The organism is Pseudomonas sp. FA-1 (assembly GCF_056856075.1).
In genome coordinates this window covers 618,646-638,198 of sequence record NZ_JBWXTH010000002.1, presented here as the reverse complement: position 1 = coordinate 638,198, position 19,553 = coordinate 618,646, and the positions used below count along the sequence as shown (strand labels likewise).

General features: G+C 65.3%; 16 protein-coding genes. 12 read left to right on the top strand and 4 right to left on the bottom strand.

Annotated features, from left to right (window positions below; translation table 11 throughout):
• The first annotated feature begins 198 nt into the window (after positions 1–198).
• The 6 genes from recC (at position 199) to yfiB (ending at position 11,848) form a co-directional block, all read left to right on the top strand.
• Positions 199–3,681, top strand: a complete 3,483-nt coding sequence (gene recC, locus AC1MHZ_RS06940; RefSeq protein WP_482966161.1) for an exodeoxyribonuclease V subunit gamma — start codon at positions 199–201, stop codon at positions 3,679–3,681.
• The gene (gene recB, locus AC1MHZ_RS06935; RefSeq protein WP_084858479.1) at positions 3,678–7,355 is read left to right on the top strand and encodes an exodeoxyribonuclease V subunit beta; all 3,678 of its coding nucleotides are present in this window, start codon (positions 3,678–3,680) and stop codon (positions 7,353–7,355) included. Before recC ends, recB begins: the two co-directional genes overlap by 4 nt.
• Positions 7,352–9,427 carry an exodeoxyribonuclease V subunit alpha gene (gene recD, locus AC1MHZ_RS06930; RefSeq protein WP_084858478.1) on the top strand — a complete coding sequence of 692 codons (2,076 nt, stop codon included), beginning with the start codon at positions 7,352–7,354 and terminating at the stop codon, positions 9,425–9,427. The genes recB and recD overlap by 4 nt, the downstream gene beginning before the upstream one ends.
• A 79-nt stretch (positions 9,428–9,506) precedes the next feature.
• A complete protein-coding gene (yfiR, locus tag AC1MHZ_RS06925; protein WP_084858477.1) occupies positions 9,507–10,079 on the top strand; it encodes a regulatory sequestration protein YfiR in 573 nt (190 codons plus the stop codon).
• Positions 10,076–11,347, top strand: coding sequence for a diguanylate cyclase DgcN/YfiN (gene dgcN / locus AC1MHZ_RS06920; protein WP_482966160.1), 1,272 nt, complete (start codon positions 10,076–10,078; stop codon positions 11,345–11,347). The genes yfiR and dgcN overlap by 4 nt, the downstream gene beginning before the upstream one ends.
• A gap of 6 nt (positions 11,348–11,353) precedes the next feature.
• Positions 11,354–11,848 carry an outer membrane lipoprotein YfiB gene (yfiB, locus tag AC1MHZ_RS06915; RefSeq protein ID WP_482966165.1) on the top strand — a complete coding sequence of 165 codons (495 nt, stop codon included), beginning with the start codon at positions 11,354–11,356 and terminating at the stop codon, positions 11,846–11,848.
• A 125-nt stretch (positions 11,849–11,973) separates the two neighbouring features.
• Here the strand turns inward: yfiB and AC1MHZ_RS06910 are convergent, their stop codons facing one another.
• Entirely contained in the window at positions 11,974–12,918 is a 945-nt protein-coding gene (locus AC1MHZ_RS06910) for a LysR family transcriptional regulator (protein ID WP_482966159.1), read from the bottom strand.
• Between the two features lie 118 nt (positions 12,919–13,036).
• Between AC1MHZ_RS06910 and AC1MHZ_RS06905 the strand changes: the two genes are divergently transcribed.
• Positions 13,037–14,563 (top strand): CoA-acylating methylmalonate-semialdehyde dehydrogenase, encoded by a 1,527-nt coding sequence (locus tag AC1MHZ_RS06905; RefSeq protein WP_482966158.1) that lies wholly within the window; start codon positions 13,037–13,039, stop codon positions 14,561–14,563.
• Between the two features lie 28 nt (positions 14,564–14,591).
• Positions 14,592–15,479: a 3-hydroxyisobutyrate dehydrogenase gene (mmsB, locus tag AC1MHZ_RS06900; protein WP_084858472.1), complete on the top strand. Its 888-nt coding sequence runs from the start codon at positions 14,592–14,594 to the stop codon at positions 15,477–15,479.
• A gap of 206 nt (positions 15,480–15,685) precedes the next feature.
• On the opposite strand, the gene AC1MHZ_RS06895 is transcribed toward mmsB, so the two are convergent.
• Positions 15,686–16,030: a cupin domain-containing protein gene (locus tag AC1MHZ_RS06895; RefSeq protein ID WP_084858471.1), complete on the bottom strand. Its 345-nt coding sequence runs from the start codon at positions 16,028–16,030 to the stop codon at positions 15,686–15,688.
• Positions 16,031–16,125: 95 nt separating this feature from the next.
• Positions 16,126–17,070 carry a CDF family Co(II)/Ni(II) efflux transporter DmeF gene (dmeF, locus tag AC1MHZ_RS06890; protein WP_482966157.1) on the bottom strand — a complete coding sequence of 315 codons (945 nt, stop codon included), beginning with the start codon at positions 17,068–17,070 and terminating at the stop codon, positions 16,126–16,128.
• Positions 17,071–17,140: 70 nt separating this feature from the next.
• On the opposite strand from dmeF, the gene AC1MHZ_RS06885 reads away from it, so the two are divergent.
• The 3 genes from AC1MHZ_RS06885 (at position 17,141) to AC1MHZ_RS06875 (ending at position 18,357) form a co-directional block, all read left to right on the top strand.
• Positions 17,141–17,416, top strand: a complete 276-nt coding sequence (locus AC1MHZ_RS06885) for a metal/formaldehyde-sensitive transcriptional repressor (protein WP_084858469.1) — start codon at positions 17,141–17,143, stop codon at positions 17,414–17,416.
• A gap of 445 nt (positions 17,417–17,861) precedes the next feature.
• Entirely contained in the window at positions 17,862–18,080 is a 219-nt protein-coding gene (locus AC1MHZ_RS06880) for a hypothetical protein (RefSeq protein ID WP_324816656.1), read from the top strand.
• Between the two features lie 7 nt (positions 18,081–18,087).
• Positions 18,088–18,357: a DUF3077 domain-containing protein gene (locus AC1MHZ_RS06875; protein ID WP_084858467.1), complete on the top strand. Its 270-nt coding sequence runs from the start codon at positions 18,088–18,090 to the stop codon at positions 18,355–18,357.
• Positions 18,358–18,428: 71 nt separating this feature from the next.
• Here AC1MHZ_RS06875 and AC1MHZ_RS06870 read toward each other — a convergent pair whose 3' ends face one another.
• Complete coding sequence (locus AC1MHZ_RS06870; RefSeq protein ID WP_084858466.1) at positions 18,429–18,743, bottom strand: putative quinol monooxygenase; 315 nt, start codon at positions 18,741–18,743, stop codon at positions 18,429–18,431.
• Positions 18,744–18,908: 165 nt separating this feature from the next.
• Here AC1MHZ_RS06870 and mdaB point away from each other — a divergent pair, with 165 nt between their 5' ends.
• The gene (gene mdaB, locus AC1MHZ_RS06865) at positions 18,909–19,499 is read left to right on the top strand and encodes an NADPH:quinone oxidoreductase MdaB (RefSeq protein ID WP_482966156.1); all 591 of its coding nucleotides are present in this window, start codon (positions 18,909–18,911) and stop codon (positions 19,497–19,499) included.
• Positions 19,500–19,553: the final 54 nt, after the last annotated feature.

Sequence of the window (19,553 nt, the reverse complement as noted above, 5' to 3'; positions counted from 1 at the left end):
CGCCGATGGTAGTGTGGGGCTTCCCCATGTGAGAGTAGGTCATCGTCAAGATTCATTTCGCAAAACCCCTATCTGCGCGAGCAGGTAGGGGTTTTGTCTTTCTGGCGTCTGAAACTCACGGACCAGGCCATGCAGCCCGCCTGGTGCCCACGTGATATCGTTCCCCCTCAGCCTCCAGCGCCTGCCAGAGACCTCCCGATGCACAATACCCCGCACCTCCACCCCGGCTTCATGATCGTCCACGGCAACCGCCTCGACGACCTGCGCAGTCTGGTCGTGAGCTGGATGCGTCGTTACCCCCTGGCGCCGCTGGAAAACGAGATCGCCCTGGTGCAGAGCAACGGCATCGCGCAATGGCTCAAGCTTGCCCTGGCCGAGGATCCGCAGGATGACGACCAAGGCGGCTGCGGCATCGCCGCCGCGATCGACGTGCAACTGCCGGGCAGCTTCATGTGGCAGCTCTACCGCCGGGTGTTGGGTCGCGACGAAATTCCTGAAGTCTCGCTGCTGGACAAGGCGCCGCTGACCTGGCGCCTGATGCGTCTGCTGCCTGCCTTGATCGAACGGGAGCACTTCGAGCCCCTGCGGCGCTTCCTGACCGACGACAGTGACCTGCGCAAGCGTTACCAGCTGGCCGAGCGCCTGGCCGACCTGTTCGACCAATACCAGGTCTACCGCGCCGACTGGCTCAAGGAGTGGGCTGCAGGGGGCCATGTGCTCAACAGTGCTCGGGGCGAGCGCAAGCCCCTGGCCGCCGGCAATCGCTGGCAGGCCGAACTGTGGCGAGCGCTGCTGGAGGACGTAGGCGAGCAGGGCATGGCCCAGAGCCGCGCCGGCGTACACCAGCGCTTCATCGAGCGTATAAATCAACTCGAACACGCACCTGCCGGCCTGCCGAAACGAGTGATCGTCTTCGGTATCTCGTCTCTCCCGGCCCAGACGCTGGAAGCCTTGGCTGGCCTGGCGCGCTTCAGCCAGGTGTTGTTGTGCGTGCACAACCCCTGTCGCCATCATTGGGCCGATATCGTGGCCGACAAGGACCTGCTCAGGCACCAGTACAAGCGCCAGCAGCGCAAGCAAGGCATGCCCCTGGACCTGGACGACGAGTCTTTGCACCAGCACGCCCACCCTCTGCTGGCCGCCTGGGGCAAGCAGGGCCGCGACTATATCAACTTGCTCGACAGCTACGACGACCCTGGCAGCTACCGCGGCGTATTCAGCGATGGTCGCATCGACCTGTTCCAAGAGGCGACACCCGACAACCTGCTGCGCCAGTTGCAAGACGACATCCTCGAATTGCGCCCCTTGGCCGAAACCCGCGAACTGTGGCCGGCAGTCGACCCCGCCAAGGACCGCTCCGTGCGCTTCCATGTAGCCCACAGCCCGCAGCGAGAAGTGGAGATCCTCCACGACCAGATGCTCGCCCGCTTCAGTGCCGACCCCACGCTGCGCCCACGGGATGTCATCGTCATGCTCCCGGCGATCGACGACTACGCACCCCACATCCGTGCCGTCTTCGGCCAGCTCGAGCGCAGCGACCCGCGCTACATCCCGTTCACGCTCACCGACCAGGGCCAGCGCGGCCGCGAGCCATTGCTGATCGCGTTGGAACACCTGCTCAAGCTACCCGAAAGCCGCTTCGCCGTGAGCGAAGTGCTGGACTTGTTGGACGTGCCCGCCGTACGTGCCCGCTTCGCCATACAGGAAAGCGACCTGCCAACCCTGCACCGCTGGATCGAGGGTGCCGGCATCCGTTGGGGCCTGAGCGCCGAGCAGCGCGCCACCCTGGGCCTGCCCATGGGAATCGAGCAGAACAGCTGGCGGTTTGGCCTGCGACGTATGCTGCTCGGTTACGCCGTGGGTGTCGGCGAAGGCTGCGACGGTATCGAGCCCTATGACGAGATCGGAGGCCTCGACGCCGCGCTGATCGGCCCATTGGTGGCCTTGCTCGATGCTCTCGACGTGGCTTGCCAAGCCCTTTCGCAGCCCGCCAGCGCAACCGAGTGGGGCGAACGTCTGCAAGCGCTGCTGCGGGTATTCTTCCTGGCCGAGGACGAGCACGACGAGTTCCTCCTGATGCAACTGCAGGACTTGCGTGACACCTGGCTCGCCACCTGCGAAACCGTCGGCCTGCAAGACCCGCTACCGCTCACCGTGGTCCGCGAGGCTTGGCTCTCGGGTCTGGACCAGGGCAAGTTGTCCCAGCGGTTCCTGGCAGGGTCGGTGAACTTCTGCACCCTCATGCCCATGCGCGCTATCCCCTTCCGGGTGGTGTGCCTGCTGGGCATGAACGACGGCGACTACCCTCGCGCCCAACCGCCCCTGGACTTCGACCTGATGGCCAGCGACTACCGCCCAGGCGACCGTTCCCGACGCGAAGACGACCGCTACCTATTGCTCGAAGCCCTGCTCTCGGCACGTGACCAGCTGTATATCAGTTGGGTCGGGCGCAGCATTCGCGATAACAGCGAGCGCCCCGCATCGGTATTGATCGGCCAGCTACGCGACCACTTCGCCGCGGGCTGGACGCTGGCCGGTGCCAAATCTGGGGCCCTTGAAAACCCTGGCGAGCAGTTGCTGCACGCCCTGACCCAGGAACACCCGCTGCAGCCTTTCAGCCCCCGTTACTTCCAGAAGGGCAGCGCACTGTTCAGCTATGCCCATGAATGGCAGGTCGTGCATCAGACAATGGAGCCGACCTCGGCCAGCGACGACCCGCTACCGCCCTATAAGGATGAAGAGGCGCTGAGCCTTACCCACCTGCAGGACTTCCTCCGCCACCCCGTGCGGCATTTCTTCAGCCAGCGGCTGAAGGTGTTCTTCGAGGCCCTGGAAACACCGACACCAGATGAAGAACCCTTCGTCCTCGATGCCCTGCAACGCTACAGCCTCAGCGAAACCCTGCTGGGTGCGGCACTGGCCGACCCGGACAATGCCGAGCAAGCGCTGCAAGGCCAGGCGCGACGTTTACAGGCCTGCGGGCTGCTACCTTTAGCCGGTTTTGGCGAGATGCTCCAAGCCGAGCTGATCCAGCCCTTGCCTGACCTGCTGCAGCGCCACCGATACTTGCTCCAGCGCTGGCCTGACGTGGTGGAGGGCGCCCTGCCGATCCACTTCGAAAGGGGCGAGCAGCGCCTGGAAGGCTGGCTGGGCCGGGTCTACCAGGCCCAGGACCAGAGCCTGCTGAGCATCGCCACCGTGCCCAACACCTTGGGCGCAGGGCGCAACAGCGTCAAATGGCACCGGCTGGTACCCACCTGGGTCATGCACCTGGCCGCTTGCGCCGCCGGCTACCCCTTGCACAGCGCGATGGTCGCCAGCGACCGGACCCTGCTGCTCGACCCGCTGCCCCAGGCCCAGGCCGCGGAGCTGCTGGCCGACCTTTTGATCGCCCGCCAGGCCGGGATGAACGCACCCCTGCCCGTGGCCGCCAAGACCGCCTTCGCCTGGCTGGAGCAAAGTGACCCGGCCAAAGCCCTGGTTGCCGCAGAACGAGCCTATGAAGGCGATGGCCAGAATACCTTCGGCGAGCGCAGCGAAAGCCTGGCCTTGGCCCGCCAGTTCCGCGACTTTGCCGCGCTCTGCGCCGACGAGACCTTCGAAGGCTGGTGCGAAACCCTGTACCGTCCACTGTTCGCTGCGCCCTGGCAAACCCTGGGCGCCCCGGAGACTGCCGCATGACCCAGGCCCGCCCCTTGGCATTGAGCTTTCCGCTGCACGGCAGCCAACTGATCGAAGCCAGCGCCGGCACCGGCAAGACCTTCACCATTTCGGCGCTGTACCTGCGCCTGATCCTCGGCCATGGCGGCGAAAACGGCTTTGGTCGTGAGCTGCTGCCGCCGCAGATCCTCGTGGTGACCTTCACTGACGCTGCCACCAAGGAGCTGCGCGAGCGTATTCGCGCACGCCTGGCCGAGGCCGCACGTTTCTTCCGCGGTGAACTGACCGAGGCCGACCCGCTGCTGCACCTGCTGCGCGACGACTACCCCGCCGAACACTGGCCGCGCTGCGCGAGCCGGCTGGAGGTCGCGGTGCAGTGGATGGACGAGGCGGCGGTGTCGACCATCCACGGTTGGTGCCAGCGCATGCTGCGCGAGCACGCCTTCGACAGTGGCAGCCTGTTCACCCAGAGTCTGGAAACCGACCACAGCGACCTGCTGGGTCAGGTCATGCGCGACTATTGGCGACGCTTCTGCTACGGCATGCAAGGCCAAGCCCTGGCCTGGGTGCGCAGCCAATGGGGCAGCCCGGACGCCTTGCTGCCACGGATCCGCCCGCTGTTTGGCCGGGTGCGCGGTGACCTGGACGACGAACAGCCCCAGGCGCTGATCGAGGCCACCCTGCGCGAACGCGCCGCGCAGCTCTGCCAGCTCAAGGCCCCCTGGGGGCAATGGGCCGACGAGCTGCACCAGATTTGTCGCGATGCCGTCGCCAGCAAGCTGGCGGATGGTCGCAAACTGCAAGCACGTTTCTTCGAGCCCTGGTTCGACAAGCTGCGGGCCTGGGCCGGCGACGATCAGGTCCTGGAACTGGACTTGGGTACCGGCTTCACCCGCCTGACCCCAGCCGGCATGGCCGAGGCCTGGAAGTCCGGTACCCCGCCAGACCACCCCGCGTTGTTGGCCATGGAGAACCTGCGCGAACAACTGCAAGCGCTGCCCAGCCCTGATGCCCGTCTGCTCGAGCATGCCGCTGCCTGGGTGTCGGCGCGTTTCGAGGTGGAAAAGCGCCGGCGCGCCGAGATGGGCTTCGACGATATGCTGCTGCGCTTGGAGCATGCCCTGGCCAGCGAGTCCGGCGAGCGCCTGGCCGGCCTCATCCGGGAGCAGTTTCCCGTGGCCCTGATCGACGAGTTCCAGGACACCGACCCGGTCCAGTACGGCATCTTCGAACGCATCTACCGGATCAGCGAAAACCGCCGGGAAACCGGCCTGTTCATGATCGGCGACCCCAAGCAGGCGATCTACGCCTTCCGCGGCGCCGACATCTTCACCTACCTGGCTGCCCGCCGTGCCACCAGCGGCCGACTGCACAGCCTGGACACCAACTACCGCTCCAGCCAGGCCATGGTGGCGGCGGTCAACCGCGTGTTCCTTCAGGCCGAAGCTCGCCGCGAGGGGCGAGGGGCCTTCCTGTTCCGCGAAAGCGGCGACAACCCGCTGCCCTTCGTCGAGGTCCGCGCCAAGGGGCGCAGCGAGCAGCTGCTGGTCGACGGTCAACCCTGCGCCGCCTTGCAGTGCTGGCAGTTGCAGAGTGAAGAACCGGTCTCCAACACGCTCTACCGCCAGCAGCTTGCTGCCAGCTGCGCCAGCCACATCGTTGAGCTGCTCAACGGCGGCCAGCACGGCGTGACCGGTTTTCGTGACGCCCAGGGCTCGCTACGACCGTGCCAGCCATCGGATATCGCCATCCTGGTGCGTGATGGCCGCGAAGCCCAACTGATTCGTGCCGAACTGGCCGCCCGCGATGTACGCAGCGTGTACCTCTCCGACAAGGACTCGGTGTTCGCCGCCCAGGAGGCCCATGACCTGCTGATCTGGCTCAAGGCCTGTGCCGAACCTGACTCCGAGCGCCTGCTCAAGGGCGCCCTGGCCAGCCTCACCCTCGAGCTGCCCCTGGCCGAACTGGAGCGCCTGAACCAGGACGAGCGGGTCTGGGAAGGCTGGGTCATGCGTTTCCGCCTGTACCGCGACACCTGGCAGCGCCAGGGTGTGCTGCCCATGTTGCGCCGCCTGCTGCACGACTTCCAGCTGCCGCGCACGCTCATGGGCCGCAGCGATGGCGAGCGGGTGCTGACCAACCTGCTGCACCTGGCCGAGCTGTTACAACAGGCCGCCAGCGAGCTCGATGGCGAGCAGGCGTTGATCCGTCACCTGGCCGAACATCTGGCCAACGCCGGCCAGGCGGGCGAAGAGCAGATCCTGCGCCTGGAAAGCGACGAGCAACTGGTCAAGGTGGTGACCATCCACAAGTCCAAGGGGCTGGAATATCCGCTGGTCTACCTGCCCTTCATCTGCACCAGCAAACCAGTGGACGGCCAGCGCCTGCCGTTGACCTGGCACGACAGCCAAGGTCAGGCCCACCTGACCCTGACGCCGAACGAAGCGCAGATCGCCCGTGCCGATGACGAGCGCCTGGCCGAAGACCTGCGCCTGCTCTACGTCGCCCTGACCCGCGCCCAGTACGCCTGCTGGCTGGGCATCGCCGACCTCAAGCGCGGCAGCCAGAAGACCTCCCAGTTGCACAGGTCGGCCCTGGGCTACCTGTTGGGCGGTGGCGTGCCGCTGGCTGCGTCGGGCCAGCTGGCCGGCTGGCTGCAGGCCTTGCAGGCAGGCAGCCGCGACATCGCCTGCCTCGGCCTGCCCGAGCCGAGCGAGGACGTCTACCACGCCCCGCGCGATACACGCGAGCTGCTGCCAGCGCGCAAGCCGCGTCGGGCTGCCGCCGAACACTGGTGGATCGCCTCCTACAGCGCCCTGCGCGTGGGCGACCAGACCCTCGGTGCCGACAGCTCCCAAGCCCAGCAATTGCTGGACGATGAGCAGGCCGACACCCAGCTGCTGCGCGAAGTCCCGGTCGAAGGCGGTGACATCCACCGCTTCCCCCGCGGCCCGAACCCAGGCACCTTTCTTCACGGCCTGCTCGAATGGGCTGGCCGGGAAGGTTTCGCCGAGGTTAGCGCCCAGCCCGAGCTGATCAGGCGTACCGTCGGCGAGCGCTGCAACCGCCGCGACTGGACCGGCTGGATCCCGACCCTGGAACACTGGCTCGGCCAGTTGCTCACCGAGCCGCTGCCTCTGCAACCCCAAGGCCCGACCCTGACCCTCGCACATTTGCATCAATACCAGATCGAAATGGAATTCTGGTTCGCCAGCCACCAGGTAGATGCCGTGCGCCTGGACCAGCTGGTGGTGCGACATACCCACGGCAACGCCGCACGTCCTGCGGCTCTGCCGACCGTGCTCAACGGCATGTTCAAAGGTTTCATCGACCTGGCGTTCGAGCTGGACGGTCGCTACTACGTGGCCGACTACAAGTCCAATTGGTTGGGCCCCGACGCCCAGGCCTACAATGCATTGGCCATGGAGCAAGCGATCCTCGAGCACCGCTACGACCTGCAATACGTGCTCTACCTGCTGGCCTTGCACCGCCAGTTGCGCGCGCGCCTGCCCGACTATGACTATGACCGCCATGTCGGCGGCGCGGTGTTCATCTTTCTGCGCGGCGTCGGCAGCGCCGGCCACGGTTTGTATTTCGCCAAGCCGCCGCGTGCCCTGATCGAACAACTCGATGCGCTGTTCCGGGGCGCCCACGAACCCGAACAGCAAGACCTGTTTGCCGGAGCCGCGCCATGAGCCGACGCCTCGATGACCTATTGCCCACGCCCCTGCACGCTGAACAACTGGTGGCCCTGGCGCCCCTGCGCGAAAGCCGCGACCTGCTGGTGCTGCTCGACCGCTGGGTCGAGCGCGACTGGCTTCGGGCGTTGGACCGCGCGTTCGTCAATTTCCTCGAAGAGCGGGCCCCGGGCAGTGACCCCTTGCTGCTGCTGGCGGCGGCCCTGGCCAGCCACCAGCTTGGCCACGGTCACGTCTGCCTCGATCTGGAGCAAACCCTGGCCGAGCCGGATTTCGCCCTGTCGTTGCCCCCGGAGGGTGATGCCCTGGCCGGGCCTTTGCTGCTGCCCTCGCAGTTGCTCGCCGGCCTGGCCCTGGATACCTGGCTGCAACACATCGCTGCCAGCCCCCTGGTGGCGGCCGGGGACGCTCCCGGGCACGGCGCGAGGCCCCTGGTGCTCAGTGGCCGGCGCCTCTACCTGCGTCGTTACTGGAGCTACGAGCGGCGTATCGACCAGGCCTTGCGCCAGCGCCTGAGCCAGAACGAGCATATTCCGGCCGACCTTCCCGCGCGTCTCGAGCAATTGTTCGCAGGTGGCGCCCCGGCTGGCCAGGTCGACTGGCAGAAGCTCGCCTGCGCCCTGGCCACACGCGCAGCCTTCAGCATCATCACCGGCGGCCCGGGTACCGGCAAGACCACCACCGTGGTGCGTCTGCTGGCCTTGCTCCAGGCCCCGGCGGTGGAGCAGGGGCGCCCGCTGCGCATTCGCCTGGCGGCCCCGACCGGCAAGGCTGCCGCGCGCCTCACCGAGTCCATCGGTCAGCAGGTCGAGCGTCTGCAGGTCGGCAGTGAGGTGCGCGGGCACATCCCCACCGAGGTCAGCACTGTCCACCGCCTGCTGGGCAGCCGCCCCGGCTCGCGACACTTTCGCCACCATGCCGGCAACCCGTTGCCGCTGGACGTACTGGTGGTCGATGAGGCCTCGATGATCGACCTGGAAATGATGGCCAATCTGCTCGATGCCCTGCCGCCCCGGGCTCGCCTGGTATTGCTGGGCGACAAGGACCAGCTGGCCTCGGTGGAAGCCGGTGCGGTGCTCGGTGACCTGTGCCGCGATGCCGAAGACGGGTGCTACTCCCCGGCGACCCAGGCCTGGCTGGAGCAGGTGGGCGGCCAGTCGCTCGAAGGCAGTGGCCTTGCGCCGGGCGATGCGCAGCGCAACCCCTTGGCGCAACAGGTGGTGATGCTGCGGTATTCCCGGCGTTTCGGCGAAGGCAGCGGCATTGGCCAACTGGCACGCCTGGTCAACCGCCAGCAAGCCCAGCAGGCACGTGACCTGCTGACCCTGCCGCCGGCCGATGTGTTCGGCCTGGCCCTGCGCGGTGAACACGACCGCGCCTTCGACCGCCTGTTGCTCGACGGCCTGGGGCGCGGCGACGACGGCCCCCAGGGTTACCGCAGCTACCTACGCACCATTGGCCGCCACCGCCCGGCGCCTGGCACGCCCGCCGACGATCCGCGCTGGGAACACTGGGCCAGCAAGGTGCTGCACAGCTTCGAAGACTTCCAGTTGCTCTGCGCGGTGCGCAAGGGCCCCTGGGGTGTCCAGGGCCTGAACGAGCGCGTGGCGCGAGTGTTGGGCAACGCCGGGCTGATCGACAGTCAGCAGCCCTGGTATGAAGGCCGGCCGGTACTGGTGACCCGCAATGACTACGGCCTGGGCCTGATGAACGGCGATATCGGCATTGCCCTGCGCCTGCCCGACGACCTGGGCGAGCCCGTGCTGCGCGTGGCCTTCCCGCGCAACGACGGTAGCGGCGGCGTGCGCTTTGTCCTGCCAAGCCGGCTCAACGAGGTGGAAACGGTATTCGCCATGACCGTGCACAAGTCCCAGGGCTCGGAGTTCAACCATACGGCGCTGGTCTTGCCCGATTCGCTCAACCCGGTGTTGACCAAGGAACTGGTCTATACCGGTATCACCCGGGCCAAGCACTGCTTCAGCTTGGTCGAGCCGCGTGCCGGGGTATTCGAAGAGGCGGTAGCACGTAAGGTGCGCAGGATTTCCGGGTTGATGCTGGAGAAAGTGTGACGTAACGCACATTCCTGAGGCCAAAGGCACTGTGCTATCGTTGCGCTAATTTCTTAAGGGATTTTGAGAGATTTCCTACATGGTGGCTGCCTCATCCTGGGGGCGCGTGTTGGGCCATGCGCTTTCGCCGGCGTTAGCCGCCCTGTTGCTGTTCGCTGGCCTTGCGCAGGCAGAAGCCCCGGCCAGCGCTGCCCAGGCTCAACAACGGGCCAAGGCCGTGACCCAGGTGGTACTGGGCATCCTCAGCTATGCCCGCTGGCCGGCCACCCCCGCGCCGCTGCGCCTGTGCCTGGTGGGCCCTACCGAATACGCCGATGACCTGATCAAGGGCAATGTGCAGAATTCCGGCCAACCGCTGGAGGTACGCCGCCTGCTGGCCGACGACGCACGCATCGCCAATGCCTGCGATGCCGTTTACATCGGCAAGCTGAACAGCGGGGAGCGCGAGCGGTTGTTCCAGGCCATCAATGGCCATCCGGTCCTGAGCATCAGCGAGGCCGATGATCCCTGCAGGGTTGGCAGCCTGTTCTGCCTGCGTGTCGGCGATGACCAGGTGGCCTTCGAAGTGAACCTCGACTCGGTGGCGCGTAGCGGTGTACGTATCCACCCCAGCGTGCTGCAGCTGTCGCGGCGCCGGGCGGTGCAGCCATGAAGCTCGCTGCCAAGCGCGGTACCCGCCCGACCCTGCGCTCGGTGCTGGGCCGTGGGCATTTGAGCGTAGCCCTGTTGGCGGTAGGCCTGGCGGGTATTTCCCTGACCTTGCTCGGTGTGCTCGCCCTGCGTGTGTATGCCAACCACAACCTGCACCTGATCGCCCGCTCGATCAACTACACCGTCGAAGCCGCCGTGGTGTTCAACGACGGCCCGGCCGCCAAGGAGGCCCTGGCGCTGATCGCGGCCACCGAGGAAGTGGCTGATGCAAAGGTGTTCAACCGCGACGGCGAGCAACTGGCCCACTGGCACCGCGACGACGACGGCATGTTCGCCCAACTGGAAGCCGAAGTGGCCCGCGCGTTGCTGGACGAGCCGATCAATCTGCCGGTGGTGCACCAGCAGCGTCAGGTGGGCCATATCGAACTGGTGGGGCAGGGCGGCAACCTGCTGCGCTTCCTGTTCAGCGGCCTGGCCGGGATCCTGTTCTGTACCTTGCTCAGCGCGGTGCTGGCCATCTACCTGTCGCGCCGGCTGTTCGGCGATATCGTCGGCCCGCTGCGCAGCCTGGCCAGCGTGGCCCACGCCGCCCGCCGCGAGCGCAGCTTCGACCGGCGCGTACCCGAGGCGCAGATCGCCGAGCTCAACGAGCTGGGCAATGACTTCAATGCCTTGCTCGACGAGTTGGAGGCCTGGCACAGCCACCTGCAGAGCGAAAACGAGAACCTTGCCCACCAGGCCAGCCACGACAGCCTCACGGGTCTACCCAACCGTGCCTTCTTCGAAGGGCGCCTGAGCCGCACCCTGCGCAACGCCGCGCGGCAGCGCGAGCACCTGGGGCTGCTGTTCCTCGACAGCGACCACTTCAAGCAGATCAACGACAGCCTCGGCCATGCCGTGGGCGACGAAGTGCTGGTGAGCGTCGCCAAGCGCATTCGCGCCCAGCTGCGTGAACACGATCTGGTGGCGCGCCTGGGCGGCGACGAATTCGCCGTGCTGCTGGCCCCGCTGCACGCGCGGGACGACGCCCAGCGCATTGCCGAAAAGATCGTCGAGAGCATGAAGGTGCCGATTCTGCTGGACGGCGGCAAGCAGATCACCACCTCGATGAGTGTTGGCATCGCCTATTACCCGGACGACGGCAACGACCCGGCCGGGTTGCTCAATGCCGCCGACGTGGCGATGTACCAGGCCAAGCGCGTGCGCCGTGGCCATTGGCAAGTGGCGCAGACGGACCGCTGCGCCACTGACATTGATAACAGGAGCTGAACCGTGATCCACCGTTTCCACGCATTGCGTTTTCCTTTGCTGGCCGTACTGCTGGCATTGCTGGCCCTGGGCGGCTGCCAGAGTGTGCCCCAGGGCCTTACGCCCGAACAGATCGCTACCCTCAAGCGCGAGGGCTTCGCTCCGACTGACGAGGGGTGGGCGTATGACCTTTCCGGCAAGGTGCTGTTCGGCAGTGACCTGGACAGCCTGAACAGCCAGAGCCGGGCGATCGTCGAGCGCATCGGCAAGGCCTTGCTGGCGGTGGGCATCCAGCGGGTGCGTATCGATGGCCATGCCGATGCCTCGGGCAAGGAGGCCTACAACCGGCAGTTGTCCGAACGCCGTGCGCAGAGCGTGGCGCGGGCAATGATCGGCATCGGCATGCAGCCGCAGAACATCCGGACTGTCGGCTTGGGCAGCAGCCAGCCGGTGGCCGACAACCGTACCCCGGCCGGGCGTACCGAAAACCGCCGGGTGTCGATCGTGGTGGCATCCAACTGAAAGGGCTGCGCCCTTGATCGCGGGACAAGCTCGCTCCCACAGGTATGGCGGTGTCTTTAAAAACAGCGCAGGACAGGTGGGAGCCGGCTTGCCGGCGATGGGGTGCGAAGCAGCCCCGCTCGATGTCAGGCGAAGCGCATATCCCGCGTCTGCCCCATCAGCAACGGCGCGTTTGCCTCGGTCACATCGCGAATGTAATCCCACAACAAGGTGATGCGCTTCAACTTGCGTAGGTCCTCCCGGCAGTACATCCAGAACTGCCGGGTAATCTCCACCTCCTGCGGCAACAGGTTGACCAACCGCGCATCCTGCGCCGCCAGGAAGCACGGCAGGATCGCCAGCCCACGCCCCTGCAACGCCGCCGTGTACTGGGCGATCACACTCGTGCTGCGCAGGTGCGCGTTGGCATTGGGGATCAGATTGGCCAGGTACAGCAGCTCCGAGCTGAAGGCCAGGTCATCGACATAACTGATGAACCGGTGGTTCACCAAATCGGCTGCCGTGCGGATCGGTTCGTGGTTGTCCAGGTACTCCTGGGTGGCATACAGCCGCAAGCGGTAGTCGCATAGCTTGCAACACACGTAGGGCCCATGCTCGGGCCGCTCCAGGGCGATGACGATGTCCGCCTCGCGCTTGGACAAGCTGATGAAGTGCGGCAGCGGCAGGATGTCCACCGAGATCGCCGGGTAGGCATCGACGAAATGGCTCAGTTGCGGGGTGACGAAAAAGCTGCCGAACCCCTCCGTGCAGCCCATGCGCACATGCCCCGACAACGCCACGCCTGAGCCGGACACCTGCTCGCAGGCCATGTGCAGCGTGCTTTCGATCGATTCGGCATAGCCCAGCAGGCGCTGGCCTTCGGCGGTCAGGACGAAGCCGTTGGTCCGTGATTTCTCGAACAGCAGCGTGCCCAGGGCGCCTTCCAGCGAGCTGATGCGCCGCGACACCGTGGTGTAGTCCACCGCCAGGCGCTTGGCCGCGCTGCTGGCCTTGCGGGTGCGCGCCACTTCCAGAAAGAACTTCAAGTCGTCCCAGTTCATTGAACTCAGGGAGGTGAGGTCTTTTTGCATGATGATCCGGTTTTTTTGTGCGTTCTTGTTGGATGTTTGCACATCTATACTCGAAAAAAGCCCCACGGCGCCACCCGCTGGCGATCTCGTTCCGACAATAATTCCAAGGAGAGCGCAGATGAACGCACCCCATACCCCAGACCAGGCCAAGGTCGAGCAGGTCAAGCTGCTGATCGACGGCCAGTGGGTCGAGTCCAAGACCACCGAGTGGCGTGACATCGTCAACGCGGCCACCCAGCAGGTGCTGGCGCGGGTTCCGTTCGCCACCGCCGATGAAGTCGATGCCGCCGTGGCCGCTGCCCAGCGAGCCTTCACGACCTGGCGCGACACTCCGATCGGCGCGCGTATGCGCATCATGCTCAAGCTGCAGGCGCTGATCCGCGAACACACCAAGCGCATCGCCCAGACCCTCAGCGCCGAACAGGGCAAGACCCTGGCTGACGCCGAAGGCGACATCTTCCGTGGCCTGGAGGTGGTCGAGCACGCCGCCTCCATCGGTACCCTGCAAATGGGCGAGTTCGCCGAAAACGTCGCCGGTGGTGTGGACACCTACACCCTGCGCCAGCCCATCGGCGTGTGCGCCGGCATCACCCCGTTCAACTTCCCGGCGATGATCCCGCTGTGGATGTTCCCCATGGCCATCGTCTGCGGCAACACCTTCGTACTCAAGCCGTCCGAACAAGACCCGCTGTCGACCATGATGCTGGTGGAGCTGGCGCTGGAAGCTGGCGTGCCGGCCGGTGTGCTCAACGTAGTGCATGGCGGCAAGCAGGTGGTGGACGCCATTTGCACGCACAAGGACATCAAGGCGATTTCCTTCGTCGGTTCCACCGAAGTGGGCACTCACGTCTACAACCTCGGCAGCCAGCACGGCAAGCGCGTGCAGTCGATGATGGGCGCCAAGAACCACGCCGTGGTGCTACCCGACGCCAACCGCACCCAAACCATCAATGCCCTGGTCGGTGCCGCCTTCGGCGCGGCCGGCCAGCGCTGCATGGCCACCTCGGTGGCGGTCCTGGTGGGCAAGGCCCGCGAGTGGCTGCCGGACATCAAGGCCGCGGCCAGCAAGCTCAAGGTCAATGCCGGCTGCGAGCCGGGCACGGATGTCGGCCCGGTGGTGTCCAAGCGCGCCAAGGAGCGTGTGCTGGGCCTGATCGAAAGCGGCATCAAGGAAGGCGCCAAGCTCGAGCTGGACGGCCGCGACGTCAAGGTCCCGGGCTACGAGCAGGGCAACTTCGTCGGCCCCACCCTGTTCTCCGGCGTGCGCACCGACATGCAGATCTACACCCAGGAAATCTTCGGGCCGGTGTTGGTCACCCTGGAAGTCGACACCCTCGACGAAGCCATCGCCCTGGTCAATGCCAACCCGTTCGGCAATGGCACCGGGCTGTTCACCCAGAGCGGCGCGGCGGCGCGCAAGTTCCAGAGCGAGATCGACATCGGCCAGGTCGGCATCAACATCCCGATCCCGGTGCCGGTACCGTTCTTCAGCTTCACCGGCTCACGCGGCTCCAAGCTCGGCGACCTGGGCCCGTACGGCAAGCAGGTGGTGCAGTTCTACACTCAGACCAAGACCGTCACCGCCCGCTGGTTCGACGATGACAGCGTCAATGACGGTGTGAACACCACCATCAGCCTGCGCTGAGCCATCAGCCTGCGCCAAGGAGAAAGTCATGCGTATCGCATTCATCGGCCTGGGCAACATGGGCGCGCCCATGGCCCGCAACCTGATCAAGGCCGGGCACCAGCTGAACCTGTTCGACCTGAACAAGGCCGTGCTGGACGAGCTCGCCGAACTGGGTGGGCAGGTCAGCGCCTCGCCCAAGGACGCTGCAGCCGCCAGCGACCTGGTGATCACCATGCTGCCGGCGGCAGCCCATGTGCGCAGCGTCTACCTGAACGACGACGGTGTGCTGGCCGGCGTGCGTCCCGGCACGCCGACCGTCGACTGCAGCACCATCGATCCGCAGACCGCTCGCGATGTGTCCAAGGCCGCAGCGGCCAAGGGTGTGGACATGGGCGACGCGCCGGTGTCCGGCGGCACCGGCGGCGCGGCGGCCGGCACCCTGACCTTCATGGTCGGTGCCAGCGCCGAACTGTTCGCCACCTTGAAGCCTGTGCTCGAGCAGATGGGCCGCAACATCGTGCACTGCGGTGAAGTCGGCACCGGGCAGATCGCCAAGATCTGCAACAACCTGCTGTTGGGCATTTCCATGATCGGCGTGTCCGAGGCCATGGCCCTGGGCAATGCACTGGGCATCGACACCAAGGTGCTGGCCGGCATCATCAACAGCTCCACCGGGCGTTGCTGGAGTTCCGATACCTACAACCCCTGGCCGGGCATCATCGAGACCGCCCCGGCGTCGCGGGGCTACACCGGCGGCTTCGGCGCCGAGCTGATGCTCAAGGATTTGGGCCTGGCCACCGAGGCTGCGCGGGTCGCGCACCAGCCGGTGATCCTGGGCGCCGTCGCCCAGCAGCTGTACCAGGCCATGAGCCTGCGCGGTGAAGGCGGCAAGGACTTCTCGGCGATCGTAGAGAGCTATCGCAAGAAGGATTGACGAGCGAGGTGAGTTTTATCGCGGGCCAGGTGGCTTTCCCCATGTAACTGCGCACCTTGGGGAAGGGCATCTGCCCCGCGATGTTTTTTTGCCTGTGACGCATTCCCTCGTGGGCGATTCGCAGAGAACAGTGGCTAATGCCGCGATCAAGGGCGACGGCGATATCGGGACCGCCGCTCCCACAGGGTTGGGTGATGTCGACTGGGTCAGGCGAACACGAAGTACTTGCGCACGGTCTCGACCACTTCCCAGGTACCCTTCAGGCCCGGCTCGATGATGAACACATCACCCGCTTTCAGGTGCTTGGGCTCTTCACCTTCCGGGGTGATGATCACGTAGCCTTCCAGGAAGTGGCAGAACTCCCACTTCTCGTAGTTGATCTCGAACTTGCCCGGGGTGCAGATCCAGGTGCCCATGATCTTGCTGCCGTCGGCAGACAGGTAGGCGTTCAGGTTGACCGTCTGCGGGTCGCCGCCGATGCGCTTCCACGGGGTGGCGTTCAGGGCCGGGATCGGGCAGGTTTCACGCAGGACGGTGATGAAATCGGACATGGCAGGCTCCAGGTAAATGGCTGAATGACACGCCACCATAGGGCCTGCGCTCGTACTGCAGTTGCCTGGGCTCGACACCCAGGTGCCTGGTTGCGCTATCGGTGGCCCGCCAGCGCGTTCACTTCCACGGTGACATGGGCCAGCTCCTCGTGGACGGCCAGGGCCTTGCGCACGTTATCCGCCTCCAGCGGCAAGCTGCTCGCCAGGCTGAGGATGCAGGCATACTGGTCCTTGCCCACGCGCCACACGTGCAGGTCGGTGATGGTGGCAGGCACCGGCAACTGGGCCACCACTTCGCGGATTTCCTCGACCACCGGTGCGTCCATCTCGGCATCGAGCAGCACGCGCCCGGTATCGCGCAGCAGGCCCTTGGCCCACACCGCCACCAGCACCGCACCCACCAGGCCCATTACCGGGTCCAGCCAGCCGGCACCCCAGAACTTGCCCGCCAGCAGCGCGACGATGGCCAGCACCGAGGTGGCGGCGTCGGCGATCACGTGCAGGTAGGCCGAGCGCAGGTTCAGGTCCTGGTGGTGGTGATGGCCGTGATGGTGATGATCGTGGTCATGATGATGGTGGTGGTCGTGGTCGTCGCGCAGCAGCCAGGCGCAGACAAGGTTCACGGCCAGGCCTACGACGCCGATGGCGATGGCTTGGTCATAGTGGATCGGCCCTGGTGTCAGCAGCCGTTCCACCGACTGGAACGCCATCAGGCCGGCCACGCCCAGCAAGAGCAGGGCACTGGAATAGCCGCCGAGGATCTCGATCTTCCAGGTGCCGAAGGCGAAGCGCCGGTCGCCTGCATAGCGCCGTGCCGCCGCATAGGCCAGCAGCGACAGGCCCAGGGCCAAGGCATGGGAGCTCATGTGCCAGCCGTCGGCCAGCAGTGCCATGGAGTTGAAGTACCAGCCGCCGGCAATCTCGGCCACCATCATCAGGGCCGTGAGCCAAACGGCCAAGCGTGTCTTTCGCTCGGCGCCCAGATTGCTGGTATGGAACTGATGGCTGTGCAGCCACTTGTCAGAGGTTTGCGCCACCATGGTTTATCATGCTCCAGAATGTGTGCGGCACATACTATACCCCAGTATACCTATGAAGGTGCGAGGCTGAATGGCACATACCATCAAGAGCAAGAAACAACTGCTGACCCGCGTGCGCAAGATCAAAGGCCAGGCGGCGGCTTTGGAGGCCGCGCTCGAGCAGGACAAAGACTGCCTGGGCATCCTGCAGCAGATCGCTGCGGTGCGGGGGGCGGTGAATGGGCTGATGGCCGAGGTCATGGAAGGGCATATCCGCGAGCACCTGGTGGCCGACGGGTTGAGTGCCCAGGCGCGGCAGGAAGAGGCCGACAAGGTGGCGGCGTTGTTGCGGTCTTACCTCAAGTGAGGTGATCTGGGGCCGGTGTAGGAGCGTGAACCTGAACATGACACGCCTCGGCCGCTTTGCGGGAATTGGCCATGGCGCATCAGTGATGTAGGGCTGCTTTGCAGCTCCCATACGGGGTAGCGCCAACAACATCGGATTTTCCCTCTTTCGCGTAGTCCGTTTCCGAAACATACTCTCGCCGCACTTCTGCCATTGCGATGGGTATTGTTCCCCCTCTAGTCTCGCCGGGTCGTTGCCAATTCAGCGACCGGGTTTAGCAGCCCATTCAATATCAGGCTCAAGTGCTCACCTCAGTGCGAAATCGCTTCGCGTCATGGTGGCTGTGTGCGGGGCACCTTCGGGTGCGCCGGGTGCCTGACTTGCCGGTCTGCTAACCCGTGCACAGCTGCCTCCATTCGTTTAGCAGCGATGGTCGGTAGCTCCATACTCGTCAGGAGCAGCCCTCATGAGAACAATTGTCCCCGCCCCACCTCCCCACTCCCTCGAAAACACCCTACTCATCGTGTCCGAGCACCTGGAATGCGCGTTCACCGTGGCCCAGCAAATGGCACGCCTCGACCCCAAACCGCCGACGCACGCGTTGAACGTGACGGTGATGCATGAAATCGATGCGGCCCGCAGCCTGGTCGAACTCACCCTGAGCCTGGCGCAAACACGTCATTGAGGTTGCCATGGACAAAGAACACACGACCCCAGGCATCGCGATGCTGCGGGTGAGCGAGGCGATCCCGGCGCTGATGCGGGTAATGCCGGGTATACCGGTGAGCGTGGCGCTGGAGCAGGCTTCGATCATGCAGGACTGCGTGCGGTACCTGACGCTTGAGTCAGCCCTGGCGGAGCAGGGGGGCAGCAACCTGATGTGGGCGGCCCATTACCTCAGCGGCATGGCCAAGGCGTTGATGGATGATGCAGCGGAAGGGCTTGAGGTGAACGGATCTTGAGCTGAGTGTTGCCTGTGCGATCGAGCGCCGCCCGCGCGGCGCTCGATCTCACAGGTACCCAAGCCGTTGGATCAACGCCCCGACGAAGCGGGGCTGAGCATCTCGATCATCTGGATATCGAAATCCCGCTCCAGGTACTCCATGCGCTGCTCGAAGAACTCACGCATATGTGGCAGGGCCGAATGCACGTCCAGGTCGGCCTTGCTGGCCCATACCTCGTAGAACACGAACAGGCTTGGGTCTTCTTTGTCGCGCAGCATGTGGTATTCGATGCAGCCCGGCTCCTGGCGGCTGGGCTCGACATAGGCCCGGAACAGCTGCTCGAAGGCTTCGGCCTTTTCCGGGCGGGTCTTGGCTTTGAGGATGAAGGCGTATTGCTCGGTCATGTGCATGGGCCTCGAAGGCAGTGAAGATGACTGCATTCTAAAGCAACAATATGTTTTTCATTCGTGTCCTTAGCGCAAATGTATTTTGCCATCGAGCCGCTTTTTCTCTGGTCCTCGCCTGCCTAATCTGCCGCCATCCATTCGACCTGCTCACGAGGCCCACCCATGAAAAAGATTCTCCTGCTCAACGGCGGCAAACGCTTCGCCCACTCCGACGGTCGCCTGAACGAGACCTTGCATGAAGCTGCCCTGGCCCACCTGGATCGCGCAGGTTTCGATGTGAAGCAGACCTTCATCGATGGTGGCTACGACGCCCAGGAAGAAGTCGAGAAATTCCTCTGGGCCGACGTGGTGATCTGGCAGATGCCCGGCTGGTGGATGGGCGCGCCCTGGACCGTGAAACAGTACATCGACGAGGTCTTCACCGCCGGCCACGGCAGCCTGTACGCCAATGACGGCCGTACCCGTTCCGACGCCTCGCAGAAATACGGCAGTGGCGGCTTGATCCAGGGCAAGCAGTACATGCTCTCGCTGACCTGGAATGCCCCACAGCAGGCTTTCGACGACCCGAGCGACTTCTTCGAGGGTAAGGGTGTGGATGCGGTGTACTTCCCGTTCCACAAGGCCAACCAGTTCCTGGGTATGACCGGCCTGCCGACCTTCCTGGCCGTGGACGTGATGAAGCGCCCGGATGTACCGGCGGCGCTGGCGGCCTACGAAGCGCACCTGGACCGGGTGTTCGGCAAGGCTTGGTGATGTTGTCGAGGCCCCATCGCCGGCAAGCCGGCTCCCACTGTCCTGCGTTCACCG

Coding starts and splice junctions, on each gene's coding strand:
- AC1MHZ_RS06870 (WP_084858466.1), bottom strand. CDS start 18,743: ATGACCGAGCAATACGCCTTCATCCTCAAAGCCAAGACCCGCCCGGAA.
- AC1MHZ_RS06875 (WP_084858467.1), top strand. CDS start 18,088: ATGGACAAAGAACACACGACCCCAGGCATCGCGATGCTGCGGGTGAGC.
- recB (WP_084858479.1), top strand. CDS start 3,678: ATGACCCAGGCCCGCCCCTTGGCATTGAGCTTTCCGCTGCACGGCAGC.
- mdaB (WP_482966156.1), top strand. CDS start 18,909: ATGAAAAAGATTCTCCTGCTCAACGGCGGCAAACGCTTCGCCCACTCC.
- AC1MHZ_RS06905 (WP_482966158.1), top strand. CDS start 13,037: ATGAACGCACCCCATACCCCAGACCAGGCCAAGGTCGAGCAGGTCAAG.
- recC (WP_482966161.1), top strand. CDS start 199: ATGCACAATACCCCGCACCTCCACCCCGGCTTCATGATCGTCCACGGC.
- AC1MHZ_RS06910 (WP_482966159.1), bottom strand. CDS start 12,918: ATGCAAAAAGACCTCACCTCCCTGAGTTCAATGAACTGGGACGACTTG.
- recD (WP_084858478.1), top strand. CDS start 7,352: ATGAGCCGACGCCTCGATGACCTATTGCCCACGCCCCTGCACGCTGAA.
- AC1MHZ_RS06895 (WP_084858471.1), bottom strand. CDS start 16,030: ATGTCCGATTTCATCACCGTCCTGCGTGAAACCTGCCCGATCCCGGCC.
- dgcN (WP_482966160.1), top strand. CDS start 10,076: ATGAAGCTCGCTGCCAAGCGCGGTACCCGCCCGACCCTGCGCTCGGTG.
- mmsB (WP_084858472.1), top strand. CDS start 14,592: ATGCGTATCGCATTCATCGGCCTGGGCAACATGGGCGCGCCCATGGCC.
- dmeF (WP_482966157.1), bottom strand. CDS start 17,070: ATGGTGGCGCAAACCTCTGACAAGTGGCTGCACAGCCATCAGTTCCAT.
- AC1MHZ_RS06885 (WP_084858469.1), top strand. CDS start 17,141: ATGGCACATACCATCAAGAGCAAGAAACAACTGCTGACCCGCGTGCGC.
- yfiR (WP_084858477.1), top strand. CDS start 9,507: ATGGTGGCTGCCTCATCCTGGGGGCGCGTGTTGGGCCATGCGCTTTCG.
- AC1MHZ_RS06880 (WP_324816656.1), top strand. CDS start 17,862: ATGAGAACAATTGTCCCCGCCCCACCTCCCCACTCCCTCGAAAACACC.